The following is an 18,676-nucleotide window of genomic DNA, read 5'->3' on the forward strand; positions in this document are numbered from 1 at the left end:
AAGGAGCGACATGAGCAATCGGAACGCCGTGGACACCAGTGCCCCGAAGGGGGCGCCGGACCGTTCCGCACCGGCCGAGACGCCGCCGGGCGCGCGCCGTCCGGGCCTGACCCTGGCGGTCATCGCGACCTGCTACCTGATGGTCGGCATCGACTCGACCATCGTGAACATCGCCCTGCCCAAGATCCAGGCCGCCCTGAACTTCTCTCCGGTCGGGCTGTCCTGGGTGATCAACGCCTATCTGCTGGCCTTCGGCGGCCTGCTGCTGCTCGGCGGCCGGGCGGGCGACATCTTCGGCCGGCGCCGGGTCCTGGTGATCGGCACCGTGCTGTTCACCCTGGCCTCCCTGCTCGGCGGCCTGGCCAATGAGCCCTGGCTGCTGATCCTGGCGCGTGCGCTGCAGGGCGTTGGTGCGGCGATGGCCGCCCCCGGCACCCTGGCGCTGATCGCCAGCAACTTCGCCGAGGGCACCCCGCGCAACCGGGCACTCAGCATCTACTCGGCGACCGCGGCCACCGGCACCTCGATCGGCCTGATCCTCGGCGGCATCCTCACCTCCTGGGTGTCCTGGCGCTGGGTGCAGTTCGTCAACGTGCCGATCGGCGTGGCGGTCGCCGTGCTGGCTCCGCTGTGCATCCGGGAGACCGCCCGCCAGAGCGGGCGCTTCGACTTCCTGGGCACCCTCACCGGCACGGCCGGCGTCGGTCTGCTGGTGTACGCCTTCATCCGCGTCCCGGCCAAGGGCTGGGGCGACGGGCTGACAGTCGGCTGCTTCGCCGTCGCGGTGGCCCTGCTGGTCGCCTTCGTCCTGGTCGAACGCAAGGTCGGCCACCCGATGGTGCCGCTCGCGCTGTTCAAGGACCGCACCCGCACCGCCGCCTACCTGAACATGCTGATGTTCACCGCGACGATCCTCAGCCTGTTCTACTTCCTCAGCCAGTTCATCCAGAACGTGCTGGAGTTCTCGCCGATCCGGGCCGGGCTCGCCTTCCTGCCGATGACGCTCGGCATGTTCGCGGTCGCCCGGGTCGTCCCCAAGATGCTCCCCAAGTACGGCGCCAAGCGCTTCATGGTCGCCGGCGCGCTGCTGATGACGGTCACCGCCGTCTGGCTCAGCCGGATCGAGGTGTCCGACAGCTACGCGGTCGGCGTGCTCGGCCCGATGCTGCTGTTCGGCGTCGGCGCGGGCTGCTGCCTGATGCCGACCAACGTGACCGTGCTCAGCGGAGTCCCGCCGCAGCTGGCCGGCGCCGCCTCCGGCGTGCTGCAGACCATGATGCAGCTCGGCGGCGCGCTCGGACTCTCCATCCTGGTCACCGTGTACGGCACCGCCAGCGACGACGCCGCCAAGCACCCCGGCGCCGGTGACGCCGTGCAGGAGGCGCACCGGGTGCTGACCCACGGTGTGCAGAGCGCCTTCACCGCCAGCATCGCCTTCGTCGGCTGCGCCCTGGTGATCGCCATGGTGCTGATCCGCACGCCGAAGCCCGCCGCCAAGGCCGGCTGATCCCGAACTGCCGGGCGCCCTGCTCCGTCTCCCCGGCCGGAGCAGGGCGCCCGGTGCCGTCCTCGGGCCCGTGCGGCGCCGGGAGCGCGGCGGCCGCCGGGCGAACGGGCCCCTTTGGGTCGGGTTCAGCGGCAGCCAATGTGCTGCACCGACCATGGCGGAAAACCCGATGGGAGGCACTCCGATGCGCGAACAGGACCGAACCGCGGCGGCGGCACGCACGTCCTACCTGACGGCCGGGCCGGCGGGGGACGGGCGGCCGTCGCTGTTCTGCTTCCACCATGCCGGCGGCAGCGCCTCGGTGTTCAACGCGCTGCGCACCGCGCTCCGGCCCGCCGTCGATGTCCTGCCGGTCCAACTGCCCGGCCGGGAGAACCGGTTGCGGGAGCCGGGGCCGGGCTCGATGGCGGAGCTGGTGGCGGTCCTCGACCGGCAGCTCGATCCCCACCTGGACGCTCCGCACTTCTTCTACGGCCACAGCATGGGCGCCCTGGTGGCGCACGACCTGACGGTCCGCCGGCAGGCCAGGGGGGCGCGGATCCCGGAGCGGCTGGTGGCCGGAGCGGCCAGGGCCCCGCAGCTGCCGCCGGCCTTCGCCGCCGCGTACGCGGACCCCGACGAGGAGCTGATCCGGAAGATCGTCGACTGCGGGGGGATGTCCCCGGAGCTGCTCGCCTACCCGGACTGGTACCGGCCGGCGCTCGACCTCACCCGGGCCGACCTGCGGCTGTGCGCGAGCCGGAGCACCGCACCGCCGCCGCCGCTGGAGTGCCCGGTCGACGTCTTCCACGGCGCCGCGGACCCGCTGGTGAGCGAGCCGGACGCGCGCGCCTGGGTCGGGTCGGGGGCCGCCGGCGGCGCGTTGCACCGCTTCGCCGGCGGGCACTTCTTCTTCCTGCGGGAATCCGCGGCGCCGTTCGCGGAGCGGCTCGGCGCCCTGGTCCGTGCGGCGGCGCAGCCGGCGGGGCGGACCGGAACGCGCCCGTCCCGGTAGGGGACGCCTACCGGGACGGGCGCGGATCTCGGCCGGCGCCGAGCAGGATCAGCCGTTGAGAGTGATGCGGAGGTTGACCGTCATCGTGGACACCGGGAGGATCAGGCCCCACTCCCGGATTCCGGTGAGTCCGAGGAACTTGCCCCCGGTGCCGACGGCGGGGAACCGGGCCCAGCCGCCGGCCAGCATGTCCTGGCGGTCGATGGTGCCGGCGGAGCGCAAAGTCCCGTCGGGAAGTTCGATGGCCTCCTCGTAATGCGTCATGAGGTGCCCGTTGGCCGCGACGTGAGTGGCCGTCACCATTCCGATGGTGTGTCCGATCGTGGCGCCTTCGGCGTCGTAGATCTCGTCGAAGTAGACGATTCCGTCCCCGACCTTCTGGATGGGCAGCGGCTCGTTCTGCCCGATGTAGTGGTAGCGGACCGTCTTTTCCGTCACGTTGTCGATGACGATGTTCGTCATGTCGCTCCCTGGTGCCTCGATGGGACATTCCTGCCGCTATGGTCGGTCCCGCTCCTAAAGCCCGGCCTTGTTCGGCCTTGTCCGGCCTTGGCCCGCAGACGGGCGCGCCGGTCAGCCGACGACCACCGACCGGTCGTCGGCGGTGAGGATTTCCTGGTGCAGATTGCGCAGCGCGGTTCCGGGGTCGATCCCGAGGTCGCGGCGGAGCGTCTCGCGGGCGGTCCGGTAGACGCGCAGCGCGTCGGCCCGGCGCTCGGAGCGGTAGAGGGCGAGCATCAGCTGCCGGTAGAAGGCCTCGCGGAACGGCTGGTCGACGGTGAGGGAGTAGAGCTGCCCGATGATCTCCCGGTGCCGGCCCAGCACCAGGTTGGACTCCATCATGATCTCGATGCATTCGAGCCGGTGCTCCTGCACCCAGGTGGCGAAGCCGTTGACGATCGGCCCGTCCCGCAGGTTTCCGAGGGCCGGCCCGTGCCACAGGCCGAGGGCCCGCTTGAATTCCGCGACGGCCCGCTCGTGTTCGTTCCGGTCGACGAGCTTGCGGCCGTTGCGCACCAGCCACAGGAAAACCTCGACGTCCAACTCGTGCGGGCCCAGGTGCAGTGTGTAACCGGAATGCTGGGTCTCTATTCTGCTGCCCGTGCAACCGGCCTCGATGAGGAACTTCCGGAGCTGGGAAACGTAGACGTAGAGTGCCGCCGTCGCGCGTGCCGGTGGACTTTCGCCCCAGAGCTCGGTGATCAGCTCGTTGATTCCCACGCTCTGTCCGGCCCTGGCCAGCAGCGCGGCGAACAGGATTTCCACCTTGCGGGCGCTCACCGACCGCCGCTGCTCGTGATTGTTCACGCACACCGGGCCGAGTACTTCGAAGATCGCTCTGTGGGGGGTCGCGACGACAGCCGGACGGGAATTCGACTCGAGGAGCCCGATTCTGTTGTTCGAGCCCGTGAGCTGCAGGTTATTGTACAATTTGTCCTCTCTTCCCGTAGCCGGTTGATTGCCTCCTGTGACGATAGCCCCAGGCGCGGATGCGCGGCGGGCAATTCGGACAGGTGAGGTCCGCCGACCGGCCAGGGGCCGATCGGCGGGACGCTCGCACTCAGGAACCGGCAAGCTTGATCGCGGTGGCCGGGCAGAGACCGGCGGCGAGGCGGGCCAGGCCCAGGTCCTGGGGGCCGGGCTCCGCCTGCAGGACGAACGCGGTGCCCTCGTCCGGGTCCTGGTCGAAGACCTCGGGGGCCACCCGGGCACACTGGCCGGCGGCGATGCAGCGGCCGGGGTCTACGCTGACCCGGGTCGCGCGGTGCTCGTGGAAGGAGCCGTTCACCAGCTGACGGGAACGGAGTCGTAGCCGTAGATCAGGGTCTCGCGGCGGAACGGCAGTTCCTCGACCGGCACCGCCAGCTTGAGGGTGGGGATCCGGGAGAACAGCGTGGACAGCACCACCTCCAGTTCCAGCCGGGCCAGGTTCTGGCCGATGCACTGGTGGATGCCGTAGCCGAACGCGAGGTGGTGACGGCTGTCCCGGGCGAGGTTCAGGGTGCCGGGGTCCTCGAAGACCTCCGGGTCGTGGTTGCCCGCCGCGGTGGACAGCAGGATGCCCTCGCCGGCCCGGATCACCATCCCGCCGATCTCGATGTCCTCGGTGGCGACCCGGTGGGTGACGTGGTCGGCGTGGCTGATGAAGCGCAGCAGCTCCTCGGTCGCCGCCGGGGCGGTGGCCGGGTCGGCCTGCAGCAGTGCCAGCTGGTCGGGGTGGCTGAGCAGGACGACGGCGCTCAGTGAGATCAGGCTGGCCGTGGTCTCGAACCCGGCGATCAGCAGCAGTACCGCCAGGCCGATCAGCTGGTCACGGTCGTCCAGCCCGTTCTCGTCGAACTTGACGATCAGCCGGGTCAGCAGGTCGTCCTCGGACGGGTCGGCGCTCTTCCGCTCGACGAGATCGGCCAGGTACGCCCGCATGTCGCCGAGGTTGGCCGCCCACTCCTCGGCGGTGACGGTGCGGTTGACCACGGTCCGGGCGCGCTGCTGGAACATCGCCCGGTCGCTGTACGGAACGCCGAGCAGCTCGCAGATCACCAGCGACGGCACGACCAGGCCGAGGTCCTGGACCAGGTCGGCCTCGCCGGGCTTGGCCAGCATCGTGCTGAGGCAGTCGTCGACGATCCCCTGGATGTAGGGGCGCATCGCCTTGACCCGGCGGAAGGTGAACTCGTTGACCACGGTGCGCCGGTAGAGGTTGTGCTCCGGCGGGTCCATCCAGGGCAGCACGCCCTTCCTGTCCACGTCCTGCTGGCCCTCGACCAGCGAGGGGAAGCCGGGCTTCATCGGGTCGGAGCTGACCCGCGGGTCGCCCAGCAGCTGCCGCACGAACTCGTACCTGGTCACCAGCCAGGCCGCCCGGTCGCCGGGGAGGGCCACCTTGCTGATCGGCCGCTCGGCGCGCAGTGCGGTGTACTCCGCGGGCGGGATGAAAGGGCAACTACGGACAATCGGGAACTGAGGAATTTCAGTCCCGAGCGACACATCATTCACGGAATTCTCACTTCCGGGCGCAGTGTGACTGGATTGCCTCCGTATTGATACTCGTGGTGCCAACTAAAGCCACTCTTAAGTGGGTTGGCCATGGTGCTGTTGAGCACCCTGCGACGCCCGGCCCCCCGGGGAGAGCATCTGCCGGAGCGCCGCGCCCGGCGCCGCCGGGCCAAGAACGCCCTTAAAGCCGCTTAAGCATTCGGCCTGAGGATCTCCGACGGAAGCGGCCCGGACGGGCAGCACGCCGACCACGCGGAGGGATCTGATGAGGCCCGAGGGAATCCATATCGTGTCAACGGGCACCGCCCTTCCCGGTCCGCCGGTCGACAATGCCGCCCTCGCCCGGCGCTTCGGCATGAGCGGCCAGTGGGAGGAGTGGATCCAGCTCTTCATCGGAACCGACACCCGGCACCTCTCGGTCGACCTGGACACCGGCGAACGCCGCAACACCCTCGCCGACCTCGCCGAACTGGCCGGCCGGCGCGCCCTCGAAGCCGCGTCCGCCGGGCCCGCCGACATCGACCTGCTGGTGATGGGCACCGCCACCCCGGACCGGCTGCTGCCGACCACCGCCTCGGTGGTCGCCGAACGGCTCGGCATCGACGGCGTCCCGGTCTACCAGCTGCAGTCCGGCTGCACCGGCGCGTTCCAGGCCCTCACCACCGCCCACCAGCTGCTCGGCACCGGTGCGTACCGGCGCGCGCTGGTGATCGGCGGCGAACTCAACGAGAAGTACTTCGACCTCGGCCAGGACTTCGGCGCGATGCGCCCCGAACAACTCATCAACTACGTGCTGTTCGGCGACGGCGCGGGCGCCGCGCTGCTCGCCGTCGAACCCGCCGGGGCACAGGCCGTGATCCGGCACAGCTCGGTCCGGCTGACCGGGCTCGGCCGGCCCGCCGGGCAGGTCCTCGAATGGTTCGGCCCCGCCGACCGGATGTCCGACCGGACCCCCGCCGTCGAGGACTACAAGGAGATCGAGGCCGCGGTGCCACAGATGAGCCGGGAGATCCGCGACCGGCTGCTCGCCGACCTCGGCTGGACCGAACAGGACGTCCACTACCTGCTGCCGCCCCAGCTCTCCGGCCGGATGACCCGCAAGGTGGTTGACGCCCTCGCACTGCCCGGCGCCACCGAGATCAGCTGCGTCGCCCGGACCGGCAACACCGGAAACGCGACACCGTTCTTCCAGCTCGAACGGGCGCTGGAGCTGATGGGCCGCGGCGACCGCGCCCTGGGCATCTCGGTCGAGTCCAGCAAGTGGATCCGGGCCGGCTTCGCGATCGAGCGGGTGTGAACACGATGACCGCCACCACCCCAGGCGCGGGCTCCCTGCTCGACCTGCACCGGGCCGGCCGGCTCGCCGCCGAGTACCCGCAGGTCCGCGCCCGCCTCGCGGACGCCGCCGGAGCCGAGTTCGAACGCGCCGGACAACTGCTCGCCCGGCTCGGCCCCGACCCGGTACTGCGCGCCCACGAAGGAGTGCCGCAGGTACGGGTGGCCGTCACCGGACACGGCAACCTCGCCATGCTGGTGCCGCCGCTGACCGCCGAACTCGCCCGGCACGGCCTCCTGCTGCGCCCGACCGTCACCGACTTCGACAGCTACGTCACCGAACTGTCCGACCCCGCCGGCGACCTGCACACCGCCCGGCCCGACCTGGTGCTCTGCGTGCTCGACCCGACGATGGTGTTCGACGACCTGCCCACCCCGTGGGACCTGGACTCCGTCCACACCGCCCTCGACCACCGGATCGGCCTGATCGAGGGCCTCGCCGAGCGCTTCGTGGCCGGCAGCGCCGCCACCCTGGTGCTCAACACCCTGCCGCTGCCGCGCCGGTTCGCCGCACAACTGGTCGACCACCGCTCGCGCGCCCGGCTCGGCGTGCTCTGGCGGGAGGCCGCCGCCCGGCTGCTGCGGCTCGGCGAGCGCAGCCCGCAGATCGTGGTGCTCGACCTCGACCCGCTGCTCGCCGACGGCGTGCCCGCCACCGACCCGCGGCTCAGCGCCTACACCGGCACCCACCTGTCCGCCCCGCTGCTCGCCGCCTACGCCAGGGAGGCCGCCCACCTGGCCCGGCACCTGCAGGGCCGGACCAAGAAGTGCCTGGTCGTCGACCTCGACGAGACCCTGTGGGGCGGCGTGCTCGGCGAGGACGGCCAGGACGGCATAGAGATCGGCGAGGGCCTGCGCGGCAAGGCGTTCAGCGCCTTCCAGAAGGTCCTGCGGCAGCTCGCCGCGCAGGGCGTGCTGCTCGCCGCGGTCAGCAAGAACGACATCGGGCCGGTCCGCGAGGTGCTCCGCTCGCACCCCGGCATGACCCTGCGCGAGGACGACTTCGTCCAGGTCCGGGCCGACTGGCAGGCCAAGCCCGGCCACCTGCGGGACCTCGCCGAGGTGATCGGCATCGGCCTGGACAGCTTCGTCTTCGCCGACGACAGCCCGCACGAGTGCGGGCTGGTCCGGGACCGCTGCCCCGAGGTGGACGTGGTCGCACTCGACGCCGAGCCCGCCCTGCACATCGAGAAGCTGCTCGCCGACGGCTGGTTCACCGTCCGCTCGGTCACCGCCGAGGACGCCGAACGCACCGCCATGTACCGGGCCGACGCGGCCCGCGGCGAACTGCGGGCGGCACACACCGGCCTCGACGACTACCTGCACGATCTCGGCATCACCGTCACACTCGCCCCGGCGACGCCCGCCGAGGTCCCCCGGATCTCCCAACTGACGCTGCGCACGAACCAGTTCAACCTGACCACGCAGCGGCTCCAGCCGGCCGAGGTGCAGCAGCGGATCGACGACCCGGCGCGCACCGTGCTGGCCGTGCAGGTCGGCGACCGGTTCGGCAGCAGCGGACTGACCGGCGCGCTGTTCCTGCGGCGGACCGGCGAGGTGCTGACCGTCGAGAACTTCCTGCTGAGCTGCCGGGTCCTGGCCCGCGGCGTCGAGGACGCCTGCCTCGCCGCGGTGCTGCGGCACGCCTCGGCGCTCGGCCTGCGCGCCGTCGAGGCCGAGTACCGGGCCACCTCGAAGAACGCCAAGGTGCGCGGCCTCTACCCCGGCCACGGCTTCCGGGAGACCGGCGGCGACAGCACCGCCACGGCCTACCGCCACCTGTTGGAGGAACTGCCCGCCGTGCCCGGCCACATCCGGCTGGTCGACCGCACCGGGCCCGCCCGGACCGCCGAGGAGGAGAAGCAGTGAACAGCCTGGAGGACTTCGCCGAGCTGATCGGCGATCAGATCGGCGTCCGCGTCACCGTCGAGGACCTGCACCGCAACATCGACGAGGTGCCCGGATGGGACTCGCTGCACGTGATGTGGCTGCTGACCGTGCTGGAACGGGAGACCGGGAACCAACTCCCCCTCCCGCAGGTGATCGAGGCCCCCACCCTCGCCCACGTGTACCGGCTGGCGGTGGGCGAATGACCCTCCGGCCACTGGTGCGGCAGCGCCGCCACACCTACTACTTCCTGCGCTCGATCAGGCGCTTCTCGCCGGTCTTCCTGGACACCGAGGTCGACATGACCCGGGTGCAGCAGGCCCGCGCCGAGGCCCGCGCCGGCGGCCTGCGGTACTCGGCGGTCGCCGCCGTGGTGCACACCGCCGCCCGCGCGCTCGCCGCCCACCCACGGGCCAACGCCACGCTGCACGGCGTGCTGCGGCCCCGGATCGACAGCCACGACCGGGTCGATGTGAAGGTCGTCATGGACAAGCACCTGGACGGCGAGCGGGTCGTGCTCTCCGCCGTGCTGCCCGGCGCCGACCTGGCCGACCTCGCCGAGATCCAGGACCGGCTCGCCCACTACCGCGACGGCGACCCCGACCTCATGCCGGAGTTCGCCCCCGTCAAGCGGCTGCAGCGGCTCCCCGTGCCGCTCGGCGCGCTGCTGTTCGGACGGGCGCTGAGCAGCCCGGCCGGCCGGCGGCGGATCATGGGCACGCTCGCCGTCTCCTCGCTCGGCCACCGGCCGGTCGACGGCTTCCACTCGGTCGGCGGCACCACCGTCACCCTCGGCCTCGGCCGGATCACCGAGCGGCCCGTGGTCCGCGACGGCCGGGTGGAGATCGCGCCCGTGATGCGCCTCAACCTCGCCTTCGACCACCGGGTGGTGGACGGCGCCGAGGCCGCCGACCTGCTCGCCGACATCAAGTCCGCACTGGAGGAGTTCAAGGCCCCCGACGGACCGCGCCCCGCCGGAGGCCCCGCGTGAACGACGTCGCCGAACTCAAGTCGTACGGGCTGGCGCACGCCAGGGCCCAGAACATCACGGAGGCCGCCTACCGGGAGGTGTGCGGGCGCATCGACTCCGACGACCGGGACGCCCCCGGCTCCTGGACCGGCGAGTGGAGCCGGGCCGCGGCCCGGCTGGAGGCCGAAGGCCGGCTGCTGGAGGCCTGCGGCTACTACAACCTCGCGCGGTTCCCGGCGGTCGACGGCCCGGCCCGGGCGGAGGCGCTGCGCGCATGCGTGCGGGTGTGCGCCGACTGGGCCGCCGGGAACGGCGTGGTCCGGCTCGAACTCCCCGTCCTCGGCGAGACGGTGCCGTGCTGGGCCAGCGGCCTGGACAGCACCGCGAAGCGGCCCCTGCTGCTGGTGATGGGCGGCATCATCAGCATCAAGGAGCAGTGGATGCCGCTGCTCGGCCGGGCCGCCCGGCTCGGCATGGCGGTGCTCGTCGCCGAACTCCCCGGCGTGGGGGAGAACCCGCTGACCTACGGCGCCGACAGCTGGCGGATGATCCCCCGGCTGCTGGACGCCGTCGCCGACTCCGCCGACGTCCAGCAGACCTACGGACTCACCCTCAGCTTCAGCGGACACGCGGCGCTGCGCAGCGCCGTCCACGATCCGCGGATCAGGGGCGTCATCACCATCGCCGCACCCGTCAGCGCCTTCTTCACCGACCCCGACTGGCGCCGCGGCCTGCCCGCGCTCACCGTCGACACGCTGGCCCGGCTCACCCGCACCGATCCCGAGCGGATCACCGGCGACCTGTCCCCCTGGGCGCTCACCGACGAGGAACTTGCCGCGCTGGACATCCCGATCCACTACCTGGCGACCCACGAGGACGCGATCATCCCCGGCGCGGACGTGGCCCGGCTGCGCAGCCGGACCCGGCGCACCGAGGTGCTGGAGTACCGCGACGCGCACGCCGGCCCCGGCAACGCCACCGAGACCCGGGTGTGGATCTTCCGCTCCCTGCTGCGGATGCGCGGCGTCCGCGGGCCGCTCCCGGTGCTGCTGTCCACCGCGGCCGCACTGCTCCGGCTGCGCCGGCTGGTCCTCGGCCTGCGCACCCGCCGAACCCGTGCCGCCGTCCCCGGCGCCCCGTCAACCCCCTCCGCAGAAAGGACGATTCCGTGAGCGACACCTCCACCCGGATCGACACCACCCGCCCGGGCCTGGCCCGGATGTACGACTACCTGCTCGGCGGTACCGAGAACCATCCGGTCGACCGCGCGCTGGTCGACGAGATCGCGGTGACCGACCCGGGAGTGTTCGCCGCCGCGCGCGCGAACCGGGACTTCCTGATCCGCGCCGTCACCTACCTGACCGAGGAGGTGGGCATCCGCCAGTTCCTCGACATCGGCTCCGGTCTGCCCACCCAGGACAACGTGCACGCCGTCGCCCGGGCGATCGACCCGGCGGCGCGCGTGGTGTACGTGGACAACGACCCGACGGTGGCCGCGCACGCCGAGTCGCTGGTGGCGGGCCAGGACGGCATCGCGGTGATCCTCGGCGACCTCGGCAGCCCGCAGGCCGTCCTCGACCACCCACGGGTGCGCGAACTCATCGACTTCGACCAGCCGGTGGCGCTGCTGCTGGTCGCCGTCCTGCACTTCGTCCCGGACCACCGGGACCCGTGGGCGGCGGTCCGGCTGCTGCTCGACGCGCTGCCCGCCGGCAGCCACCTGGTGCTCTCGCACGTGTCGCTGGACGAGCTCGACGACCTCGCCGAGACCACCGACCGGGCCTTCGAGAAGCGAGACATCCAGCTCAACGCCAACCGCACCAAGGCCCAGATCGGCCGCTTCCTGGACGGCCTCGAACTACTGCCCCCCGGCCTGGTCCAGACCACCGAGTGGCGTTCGGGGGCGGACGCCCCGCGCAGGGTCAGCGAAATGGTCATCTGGGCGGGCGTCGCCCGCAAGAACTGACCGCTACCGACAGCCGGCCACGGACCGGCAGCCGGCCACGGCGGGGCCCCGGCCCCGGTTTTTCGACGGAGGAGTGAGCAGGGTGGTTGCAGGAAACGCGAACATCGACGCCGACCGGTCCGCCGGGCCCGACCAGGACGCGGTGGCCGTCATCGGCATGTCCTGCCGACTGCCGCACGCCGACAGCCCGCAGGCGTTCTGGCAGCTCCTGCACGAAGGCCGGGACGCGGTGGCGCCGGTCCCCGCGCACCGCTGGGGGCCGGCCGGCGACGGACGGCCCCGGCACGCCGCCCTGCTCGACCGGGTCGACGGCTTCGACGCCGCGTTCTTCGGGATCTCGCCGCGCGAGGCGGTCGAGATGGACCCGCAGCAGCGCCTGGTCCTCGAACTCGGCTGGGAACTCCTGGAAGACGCCGGCCTGCTCCCCGCGCAGCTCCGCGGCTCCCGCACCGGCGTCTTCGTCGGCGCGATCTGGGACGACTGGGCCCACCTGCTCGGCCGCCGCGGCCCCGACGCCGCCACCGGCCACACCGTCACCGGCACCCACCGGAGCATCATCCCCAACCGGCTGTCGTACGTGCTCGGCCTGCACGGGCCCAGCCTCGCCGTGGACAGCGGCCAGTCCTCCTCCCTGGTGGCCGTCCACCTCGCCTGCGAGAGCCTGCGGGCCGGTGAATCCGAACTCGCCGTGGCCGGCGGCGTCAACCTCGACCTGCTGGCCGACACCACCGAGGTCTCGGCCAAGTTCGGCGCGTTCTCGCCGACCGGGCGCTGCCGCACCTTCGACGCCGCCGCCGACGGCTACGTGCGCGGCGAGGGCGCCGGACTGGTGCTGCTCAAGCCCCTCGCCCAGGCGGTGCGCGACGGCAACCGGATCCACTGCGTCATCCTCGGCAGCGCCGTCACCAACGACGGCGGCACCAGCGGCCTCACCGTGCCGAGCGCCGACCACCAGGCCGAGGCGGTGCGCCGCGCCCAGGCGGCGGCCGGCGTCCGGCCCGCCGAGGTGCAGTACGTCGAACTGCACGGCACCGGCACCCGGGTCGGCGACCCCGTCGAGGCCGCCGCGCTCGGCTCGGTGTTCGCCGCCGACCGGGCCGCCGACGCCCGGCTGCGGGTCGGCTCCGTCAAGACCAACATCGGCCACCTGGAGGCCGCCGCCGGCATCGCCGGGCTGCTCAAGACCGCGCTCAGCATCGGGCACCGCGAACTCCCCGCCAGCCTGCACTTCGGTGCCCCCAACCCCGAGATCCCGCTCGACGAACTCCGGCTTCAGGTGCAGACCCGGAACGAGCCCTGGCCGCGCCCCGCGGAGCGGCTGGTGGCGGGCGTCAGCTCGTTCGGCATGGGCGGCACCAACTGCCACCTGGTGCTCGCCGAACACCGCGCGGACACCCCCGCCCCTGCCGGGCCCGCGTCCGACCGCACCGTCCCCTGGCTGTTGTCCGGCCGCACCCAGGACGCCCTGCGCGGGCAGGCGCGGCGGCTGCTCGACCGGCTCGCGGAGGGGGCGGAGGGCACCGACGCCGAGCTCGGCCGCTCGCTCGCCACGACCAGGACCGCCTTCGGGCAGCGCGCCGCCGTGCTCGGCGGGGACCGCGCGACCCTGCTGGACGGCCTCGCCGCGCTCGCCGACGGCCGCCCCGCCGGCCACGTGCTGACCGGGAGCGCCGCGCCGCACGGTGGCCTGGCCCTGGTGTTCTCCGGCCAGGGCGCGCAACGGGCCGGCATGGGCCGCGAGTTGTACGGGGCGTTCGAGGTGTTCCGGCGCTCCGTGGACGAACTGTGCGCGGAGTTCGACGGCCTGCTGGAGCACCCGCTGCGGGAGGTGATGTTCGCCGAAGCGGGCAGCGACGCCGCCGCGCTGCTCGACCGGACCGCCTGCACCCAGCCCGCGCTGTTCACCTTCGAGGTGTCGCTGTACCGGCTGCTCCACTCGCTCGGCATCCGGCCCGACTACCTGATCGGCCACTCGGTCGGCGAACTCGCCGCCGCCCACGTGGCCGGCGTGCTGTCCGCACCCGCCGCCTGCCGACTGGTGGCCGGCCGGGGCGCGCTGATGCAGGCGCTGCCCGCGGGCGGCGCGATGGCCGCCGTCGAGGCCACCGAGGACGAGGTGCTGGCCGCCCTCGCCGAGCACGGCTTCGACGCGGGCATCGCCGCCCTCAACGCCCCCGGCTCCACCGTCGTCTCCGGCCCCGAGGCCGCGGTGGACGCCCTCGCCGCCGCCTTCGCGGAGCGCGGCCGGCGCACCCGCCGGCTCCAGGTCAGCCACGCCTTCCACTCCCGGCTGATGGAACCCGCACTGGACGGCCTGCGCGCCCTGGCCGCCGAACTGGACTTCGCCCCGCCCGCCGTGCCCGTCATCTCCAACCTCACCGGCAGGCAGGCCACCGCCGAGCAGCTCGCCTCCGCCGACTACTGGGCCGAGCACGTCCGCGCGGCCGTCCGGTTCGGCGACGGCGTGCGGACCCTGTACGGACTCGGCGTCACCCGCTTCCTGGAGATCGGCCCCGACGCGGCGCTGCTGCACATGATCCGGCAGAACCTGCCCGCGGACACCGTCCCCGCCCCGATCGTGGTGGCCGCACAGCGCCATGACCGGCCGCAGGAGGAGACCCTCGTCCGCTCGCTGGCGCAGCTCCACCTCACGGGCACCGAACCCGACTGGTCCGCCTTCTTCGCGCCGAGCGCCGCCCGCACCGTCCCCCTGCCGACCTACGCCTTCCAGCGGCAGAGCTACTGGCCCGAGCTCGGCGACCCGGCCCGCCCGGCACCGGCGCCCGGCACTTCGGCAGCCCCGGCCGCGCCCGCGGCGCCCATCGCCCCCGCGGCGCCCATCGCCCCCGCCGCACCGGCCGCGCCCGCAGCGGACCGGTCGGGCGCGCTGCTCGCCCTGGTGCGCGGCGAGGTCGCCGCCGTCCTCGGCCACGCCTCCGCCGCCGACGTTGACACCGAGGCGGTCTTCCGCGACCTCGGCCTGGACTCGATGATGTCGGTCGACCTGTGCGAGCGGCTCTCCCTCGCCACCGGCCTCGAACTGCCCACCACCTTGCTGTACGACTGCCCCAGCCCGCTCGCCCTCGGCCGGCACCTGGCCGAGCGGCTGGCCGGCGACACCGCCGCGCACGGCACGGAGCCGGCCGCCGGGGCGGCGCCCGCCGCCGACGAGCCGGTGGCGATCGTCGGGATGGCGTGCCGGTTCCCGGGCGGGGTGGTCTCGCCGGAGGACCTGTGGCGGCTGGTCGCCGACGGCACCGACGCGATCGGCGCCTTCCCCGACAACCGCGGCTGGGACCTCGACTCACTCTTCGACCCGGACCCCGAGCGCCCCGGCCGCTCCTACGTCGATGTCGGCGGCTTCCTCGCGGAGGCCGACCGGTTCGACCCCGGCTTCTTCGGGATCAGCCCCCGCGAGGCGACCGCGATGGACCCCCAGCAGCGGCTGCTGCTGGAGACTTCCTGGGAAGCGCTGGAACGGGCCGGCGTCGATCCGTCCGGCCTGCGCGGCAGCCGTACCGGCGTGTTCGTCGGCGCCGTCGCCCCCGAGTACGGCCCGCGCCTGCACCAGGGCGCCCAGGGCTACGACGGATACCTGCTGACCGGCAACACCTCCAGCGTCGCCTCCGGCCGCATCGCGTACACCCTCGGCCTGCACGGGCCGGCCATCACCGTGGACACCGCCTGCTCGTCCTCGCTGGTCGCGCTGCACCTGGCGGCCCAGTCCCTGCTGCGCGGCGAGTGCGAGCTCGCGCTGGCCGGTGGCGCTGCGGTCATGAGCTCGCCCGGCATGTTCGTCGAGTTCAGCCGTCAGCGCGGACTGGCGCCCGACGGCCGGGTCAAGGCCTTCGCCGAGGCCGCCGACGGCACCGCCTGGGCCGAGGGCGTCGGCATGCTGCTGCTGATGCGCCGCTCCGAGGCCGAGCGCCGGGGCCTGCGGGTGCTCGCGCTGATCCGCGGCTCGGCGGTCAACCAGGACGGGGCGAGCAACGGCCTCTCCGCGCCCAGCGGACCGGCCCAGGAACGGGTGATCGCCGCCGCCCTGGCCGCGGCCGGTCTGACCGGCGGGGACGTCGACGCGGTGGAGGCGCACGGCACCGGCACCAAGCTCGGCGACCCGATCGAAGCCCGGGCGCTGCTGGCCACCTACGGTCGGCACCGCGACCAGGCCCGCCCGCTGCTGCTGGGCTCGCTGAAGTCCAACATCGGCCACGCGCAGGCCGCAGCCGGCGTCGGCGGCGTCGTCAAGATGGTGATGGCCCTCCAGCACGGCCTGCTGCCGCAGACCCTGCACGCGGACGCGCCGAGCTCGCACGTGGACTGGAGCAGCGGCGCCGTCAGCCTGCTGCAGGAGCCCGTGCCGTGGGAGCGCGGCGAGCGGGTGCGCCGGGCCGCCGTCTCCTCGTTCGGCATCAGCGGCACCAACGCCCACCTGATCCTGGAGGAGGCCCCCGCCGCCTCCGACGGCGCGGCCACCTCCGACAGCGCCCCGGCCTGCGACGACGCACCCGCCTCCGAGGACGCCCCGGCCTGCGAGGGCACCGCCGTGCCGTGGCTGCTGACCGCCCGCGACGACACCGCGCTGCGGGAACTCGCCGAGCGGCTCGCCGCGATGCTCGCCACCGAGCAGGGCCCGCTCGACGTGGCGGCCGTCGGCCGCACCCTGGCCACCGCGCGGGCCCGCTTCGCGCACCGCGCCGTGATCACCGCGACCGGCCGCGACGACGCCCTGCGGGCGCTGCGCGCGCTCTCGGCCGGCGCCGCCGACGACGCGCTGGTGCGCGGCCTCGCCGAGCACGACATCCGGCCGGTCCTGGTGTTCCCCGGTCAGGGGTCGCAGTGGGTGGGGATGGCGGTGGAGTTGGCGGCGTCGTCGCCGGTGTTCGCTGGGCGGTTGGCGGAGTGCGGGGTGGCGTTGGGTGAGTTCGTGGACTGGTCGTTGGGGGAGGTGTTGGCGGGTGTGCCGGGTGCGCCGTCGTTGGAGCGGGTGGATGTGGTGCAGCCGGTGTTGTTTGCGGTGATGGTGTCGTTGGCGGAGTTGTGGCGGTCGTCGGGGGTGGTGCCGGCGGCGGTGGTGGGGCATTCGCAGGGTGAGATTGCGGCGGCGTGTGTGGCGGGTGCGTTGTCGTTGCGGGATGCGGCGCGGGTGGTGGCGTTGCGCAGCAAGGCGTTGCTGCGGTTGGCGGGCACCGGTGGCATGGTTTCGGTGGCCCTTCCCGCCGCCGAGGTCGAGCAGCGGCTCGCCGACTGGCCCGGCCGGCTGTTCGTGGCGGCGGCCAACGGCCCCCGGTCCACGGTGGTCTCCGGTGACCCCGGCGCCCTCGACGAACTGCTCGCCCGCTGCGAGCAGGACGGCGAACGGGCCCGCCGGATCCCGGTCGACTACGCCTCGCACTCCGCGCACGTCGAAGCACTGGAGGCGGAGCTCGCCGAGCTGCTGGCGCCGATCCGGCCGACGACTGCCGAGGTGCCGTTCCACTCCACGCTGACCGGCGCGCTGATCGAGGACACCACCCAACTGGACGCCGGCTACTGGTACCGCAACCTGCGCAACCCCGTCCGGTTCGAACAGACGGTCCGCGGTCTCGTGGAACAGGGCCACGTCCTGTTCGTGGAGGCCAGCCCGCACCCGGTGCTCACCGTCGGCATCGAGGAGACCCTCGACAGCACGGGCGTCCACGGCACCGCCGTCGGCTCGCTGCGCCGCCGGCAGGGTGGCTACCCGCGCTTCCTCGACTCGCTGGCCCGCGCGATCGCCGCCGGCGCGCCGCTGGACCCCGCCGCGCTGTTCCCCGGCGCCGGGCCCGCCGTCGAGCTGCCCACCTACCCGTTCCAGCGGGACAGCTACTGGCTTGCCGAACCGCCCGGCACCGGCGGCGCCGCCGCCGACTTCGGCCTGCAGGCCGACGACCACCCGCTGCTCGGCGCGACCACCACTCTCGCCGACAACGAGCAACTGGTCTTCACCGGACGGCTGTCCCGGCGCACCCACCCGTGGCTCGTCGACCACCGGGTCGGCGACACCGTGCTGCTGCCCGGCACCGCCTTCGTCGAACTCGCCCTGCACGCCGGGCAGCGGACCGGCCACGGACACCTGGAGGAACTCACCCTCGAAGCGCCACTGATCCTCCCCGAGGCGGGCGCCGTGCGCCTGCAGGTCTCGCTCACCGCGCCCGACGGGAGCGGACGGCGCTCGCTCACCGTCTCCTCCCGGCCCGAGGACGCCGACACCCCCCAGGAGGAGTGGACCCGGCACGCCACCGGAACCCTGCGCCGCAGCGCCGCGGCGCCCTCGGCGCTGCCGCAGCAGTGGCCGCCGGCCGGCGCGCACCCGCTCGACCTCACCGACCTCTACCCGCGGCTCGCCGACCAGGACTACCACTACGGGCCGCTGTTCCAGGGCGTCACCCGGGCCTGGTCGGACGGCGAGACCACCTACGCCGAGATCAGCCTGCCCGCGGACCAGCGGTCGGCGGCCGAGGCGTACGGCCTGCACCCGGCGCTGCTGGACGCGGCCCTGCACCTGCTGGTCCTCGACCCTGCGGCCGCCGCCCCCAGGCTGCCGTTCTCCTGGTCGGGCGTCAGCCTGCACGCGGTCGCGGCCACCGACCTGCGGGTCCGGCTGACCAGGCGCGCCGACGGCACCGCCTCGATCGAGGCCGCCGACCCGACCGGCGCGCCGGTGGTCTCCGTGGACGAACTGACGCTCCGTGAACTGAACACCACCGTCGGCCGACCCGCATCGCACCCGGTGCTCGAAGTCGCCTGGCTCCCGATGCCGACCGACACCGCGACCGTGGCGGCGCCCGCGCCCGGCGCCTGGGCCTTCGTCGGTCCCCACACGCTGGACACCACCGGTCTGCCCGTCACCCGGTACTCCGACCTCGCCGCCCTGCTCGACTCGCTCGGCCCCGACAGCACTCTGCCCGAGGTGGTGGTGTGTCAGGTGGGGTTGGTGGATGAGGGGTTGGGTGTGGCGGTGGGTGCGCGGGGTGTGGTGGAGGGTGTGTTGGGTTTGGT

13 protein-coding genes are annotated in these 18,676 nt (G+C 73.3%); 9 read left to right on the top strand and 4 right to left on the bottom strand.

All coding sequences use genetic code 11. The annotated features are described in order from the left end of the window. The first annotated feature begins 10 nt into the window (after positions 1 to 10). Both ACFV18_RS31275 and ACFV18_RS31280 read left to right on the top strand, forming a co-directional pair. Complete coding sequence (locus tag ACFV18_RS31275; RefSeq protein ID WP_380488665.1) at positions 11 to 1,507, top strand: MFS transporter; 1,497 nt, start codon at positions 11 to 13, stop codon at positions 1,505 to 1,507. A 184-nt stretch (positions 1,508 to 1,691) separates the two neighbouring features. After that, positions 1,692 to 2,501 (top strand): thioesterase II family protein, encoded by an 810-nt coding sequence (locus ACFV18_RS31280; RefSeq protein WP_380488666.1) that lies wholly within the window; start codon positions 1,692 to 1,694, stop codon positions 2,499 to 2,501. 48 nt (positions 2,502 to 2,549) lie between these two features. On the opposite strand, the gene ACFV18_RS31285 is transcribed toward ACFV18_RS31280, so the two are convergent. The 4 genes from ACFV18_RS31285 to ACFV18_RS31300 all read right to left on the bottom strand — a co-directional run bounded on the left by ACFV18_RS31285 (position 2,550) and on the right by ACFV18_RS31300 (position 5,384). Continuing rightward, a complete protein-coding gene (locus tag ACFV18_RS31285) occupies positions 2,550 to 2,963 on the bottom strand; it encodes a hypothetical protein (RefSeq protein WP_380488667.1) in 414 nt (137 codons plus the stop codon). Positions 2,964 to 3,074: 111 nt separating this feature from the next. Next, positions 3,075 to 3,782, bottom strand: coding sequence for a BTAD domain-containing putative transcriptional regulator (locus tag ACFV18_RS31290; RefSeq protein ID WP_380488668.1), 708 nt, complete (start codon positions 3,780 to 3,782; stop codon positions 3,075 to 3,077). Between the two features lie 280 nt (positions 3,783 to 4,062). Further along, on the bottom strand, positions 4,063 to 4,290 hold the full coding sequence (locus ACFV18_RS31295; protein ID WP_380488669.1) for a ferredoxin: 228 nt from the start codon (positions 4,288 to 4,290) through the stop codon (positions 4,063 to 4,065). Continuing rightward, complete coding sequence (locus tag ACFV18_RS31300; protein ID WP_380488670.1) at positions 4,287 to 5,384, bottom strand: cytochrome P450; 1,098 nt, start codon at positions 5,382 to 5,384, stop codon at positions 4,287 to 4,289. The genes ACFV18_RS31295 and ACFV18_RS31300 overlap by 4 nt, the downstream gene beginning before the upstream one ends. Positions 5,385 to 5,763: 379 nt before the next feature. Here ACFV18_RS31300 and ACFV18_RS31305 point away from each other — a divergent pair, with 379 nt between their 5' ends. From ACFV18_RS31305 to ACFV18_RS31335, 7 genes are all read left to right on the top strand, one after another. After that, positions 5,764 to 6,795 (top strand): 3-oxoacyl-ACP synthase III family protein, encoded by a 1,032-nt coding sequence (locus ACFV18_RS31305; protein ID WP_380488671.1) that lies wholly within the window; start codon positions 5,764 to 5,766, stop codon positions 6,793 to 6,795. A gap of 5 nt (positions 6,796 to 6,800) precedes the next feature. Next, positions 6,801 to 8,702, top strand: a complete 1,902-nt coding sequence (locus ACFV18_RS31310; protein ID WP_380488672.1) for an HAD-IIIC family phosphatase — start codon at positions 6,801 to 6,803, stop codon at positions 8,700 to 8,702. Then, on the top strand, positions 8,699 to 8,926 hold the full coding sequence (locus ACFV18_RS31315; RefSeq protein WP_380488673.1) for an acyl carrier protein: 228 nt from the start codon (positions 8,699 to 8,701) through the stop codon (positions 8,924 to 8,926). The genes ACFV18_RS31310 and ACFV18_RS31315 overlap by 4 nt, the downstream gene beginning before the upstream one ends. Continuing rightward, positions 8,923 to 9,711 carry a 2-oxo acid dehydrogenase subunit E2 gene (locus tag ACFV18_RS31320; RefSeq protein WP_380488674.1) on the top strand — a complete coding sequence of 263 codons (789 nt, stop codon included), beginning with the start codon at positions 8,923 to 8,925 and terminating at the stop codon, positions 9,709 to 9,711. Before ACFV18_RS31315 ends, ACFV18_RS31320 begins: the two co-directional genes overlap by 4 nt. After that, positions 9,708 to 10,862, top strand: coding sequence for an alpha/beta hydrolase (locus ACFV18_RS31325; protein ID WP_380488675.1), 1,155 nt, complete (start codon positions 9,708 to 9,710; stop codon positions 10,860 to 10,862). Before ACFV18_RS31320 ends, ACFV18_RS31325 begins: the two co-directional genes overlap by 4 nt. Then, positions 10,859 to 11,656, top strand: coding sequence for an SAM-dependent methyltransferase (locus ACFV18_RS31330; protein WP_380488676.1), 798 nt, complete (start codon positions 10,859 to 10,861; stop codon positions 11,654 to 11,656). Before ACFV18_RS31325 ends, ACFV18_RS31330 begins: the two co-directional genes overlap by 4 nt. A 157-nt stretch (positions 11,657 to 11,813) precedes the next feature. After that, the coding region (locus ACFV18_RS31335; protein ID WP_380488680.1) for a type I polyketide synthase at positions 11,814 to 18,676 on the top strand (6,863 nt) is incomplete at its 3' end.

It is taken from the genome of Kitasatospora sp. NPDC059673, from assembly GCF_042734215.1.
Taxonomy (GTDB): Bacteria; Actinomycetota; Actinomycetes; order Streptomycetales; family Streptomycetaceae; genus Kitasatospora.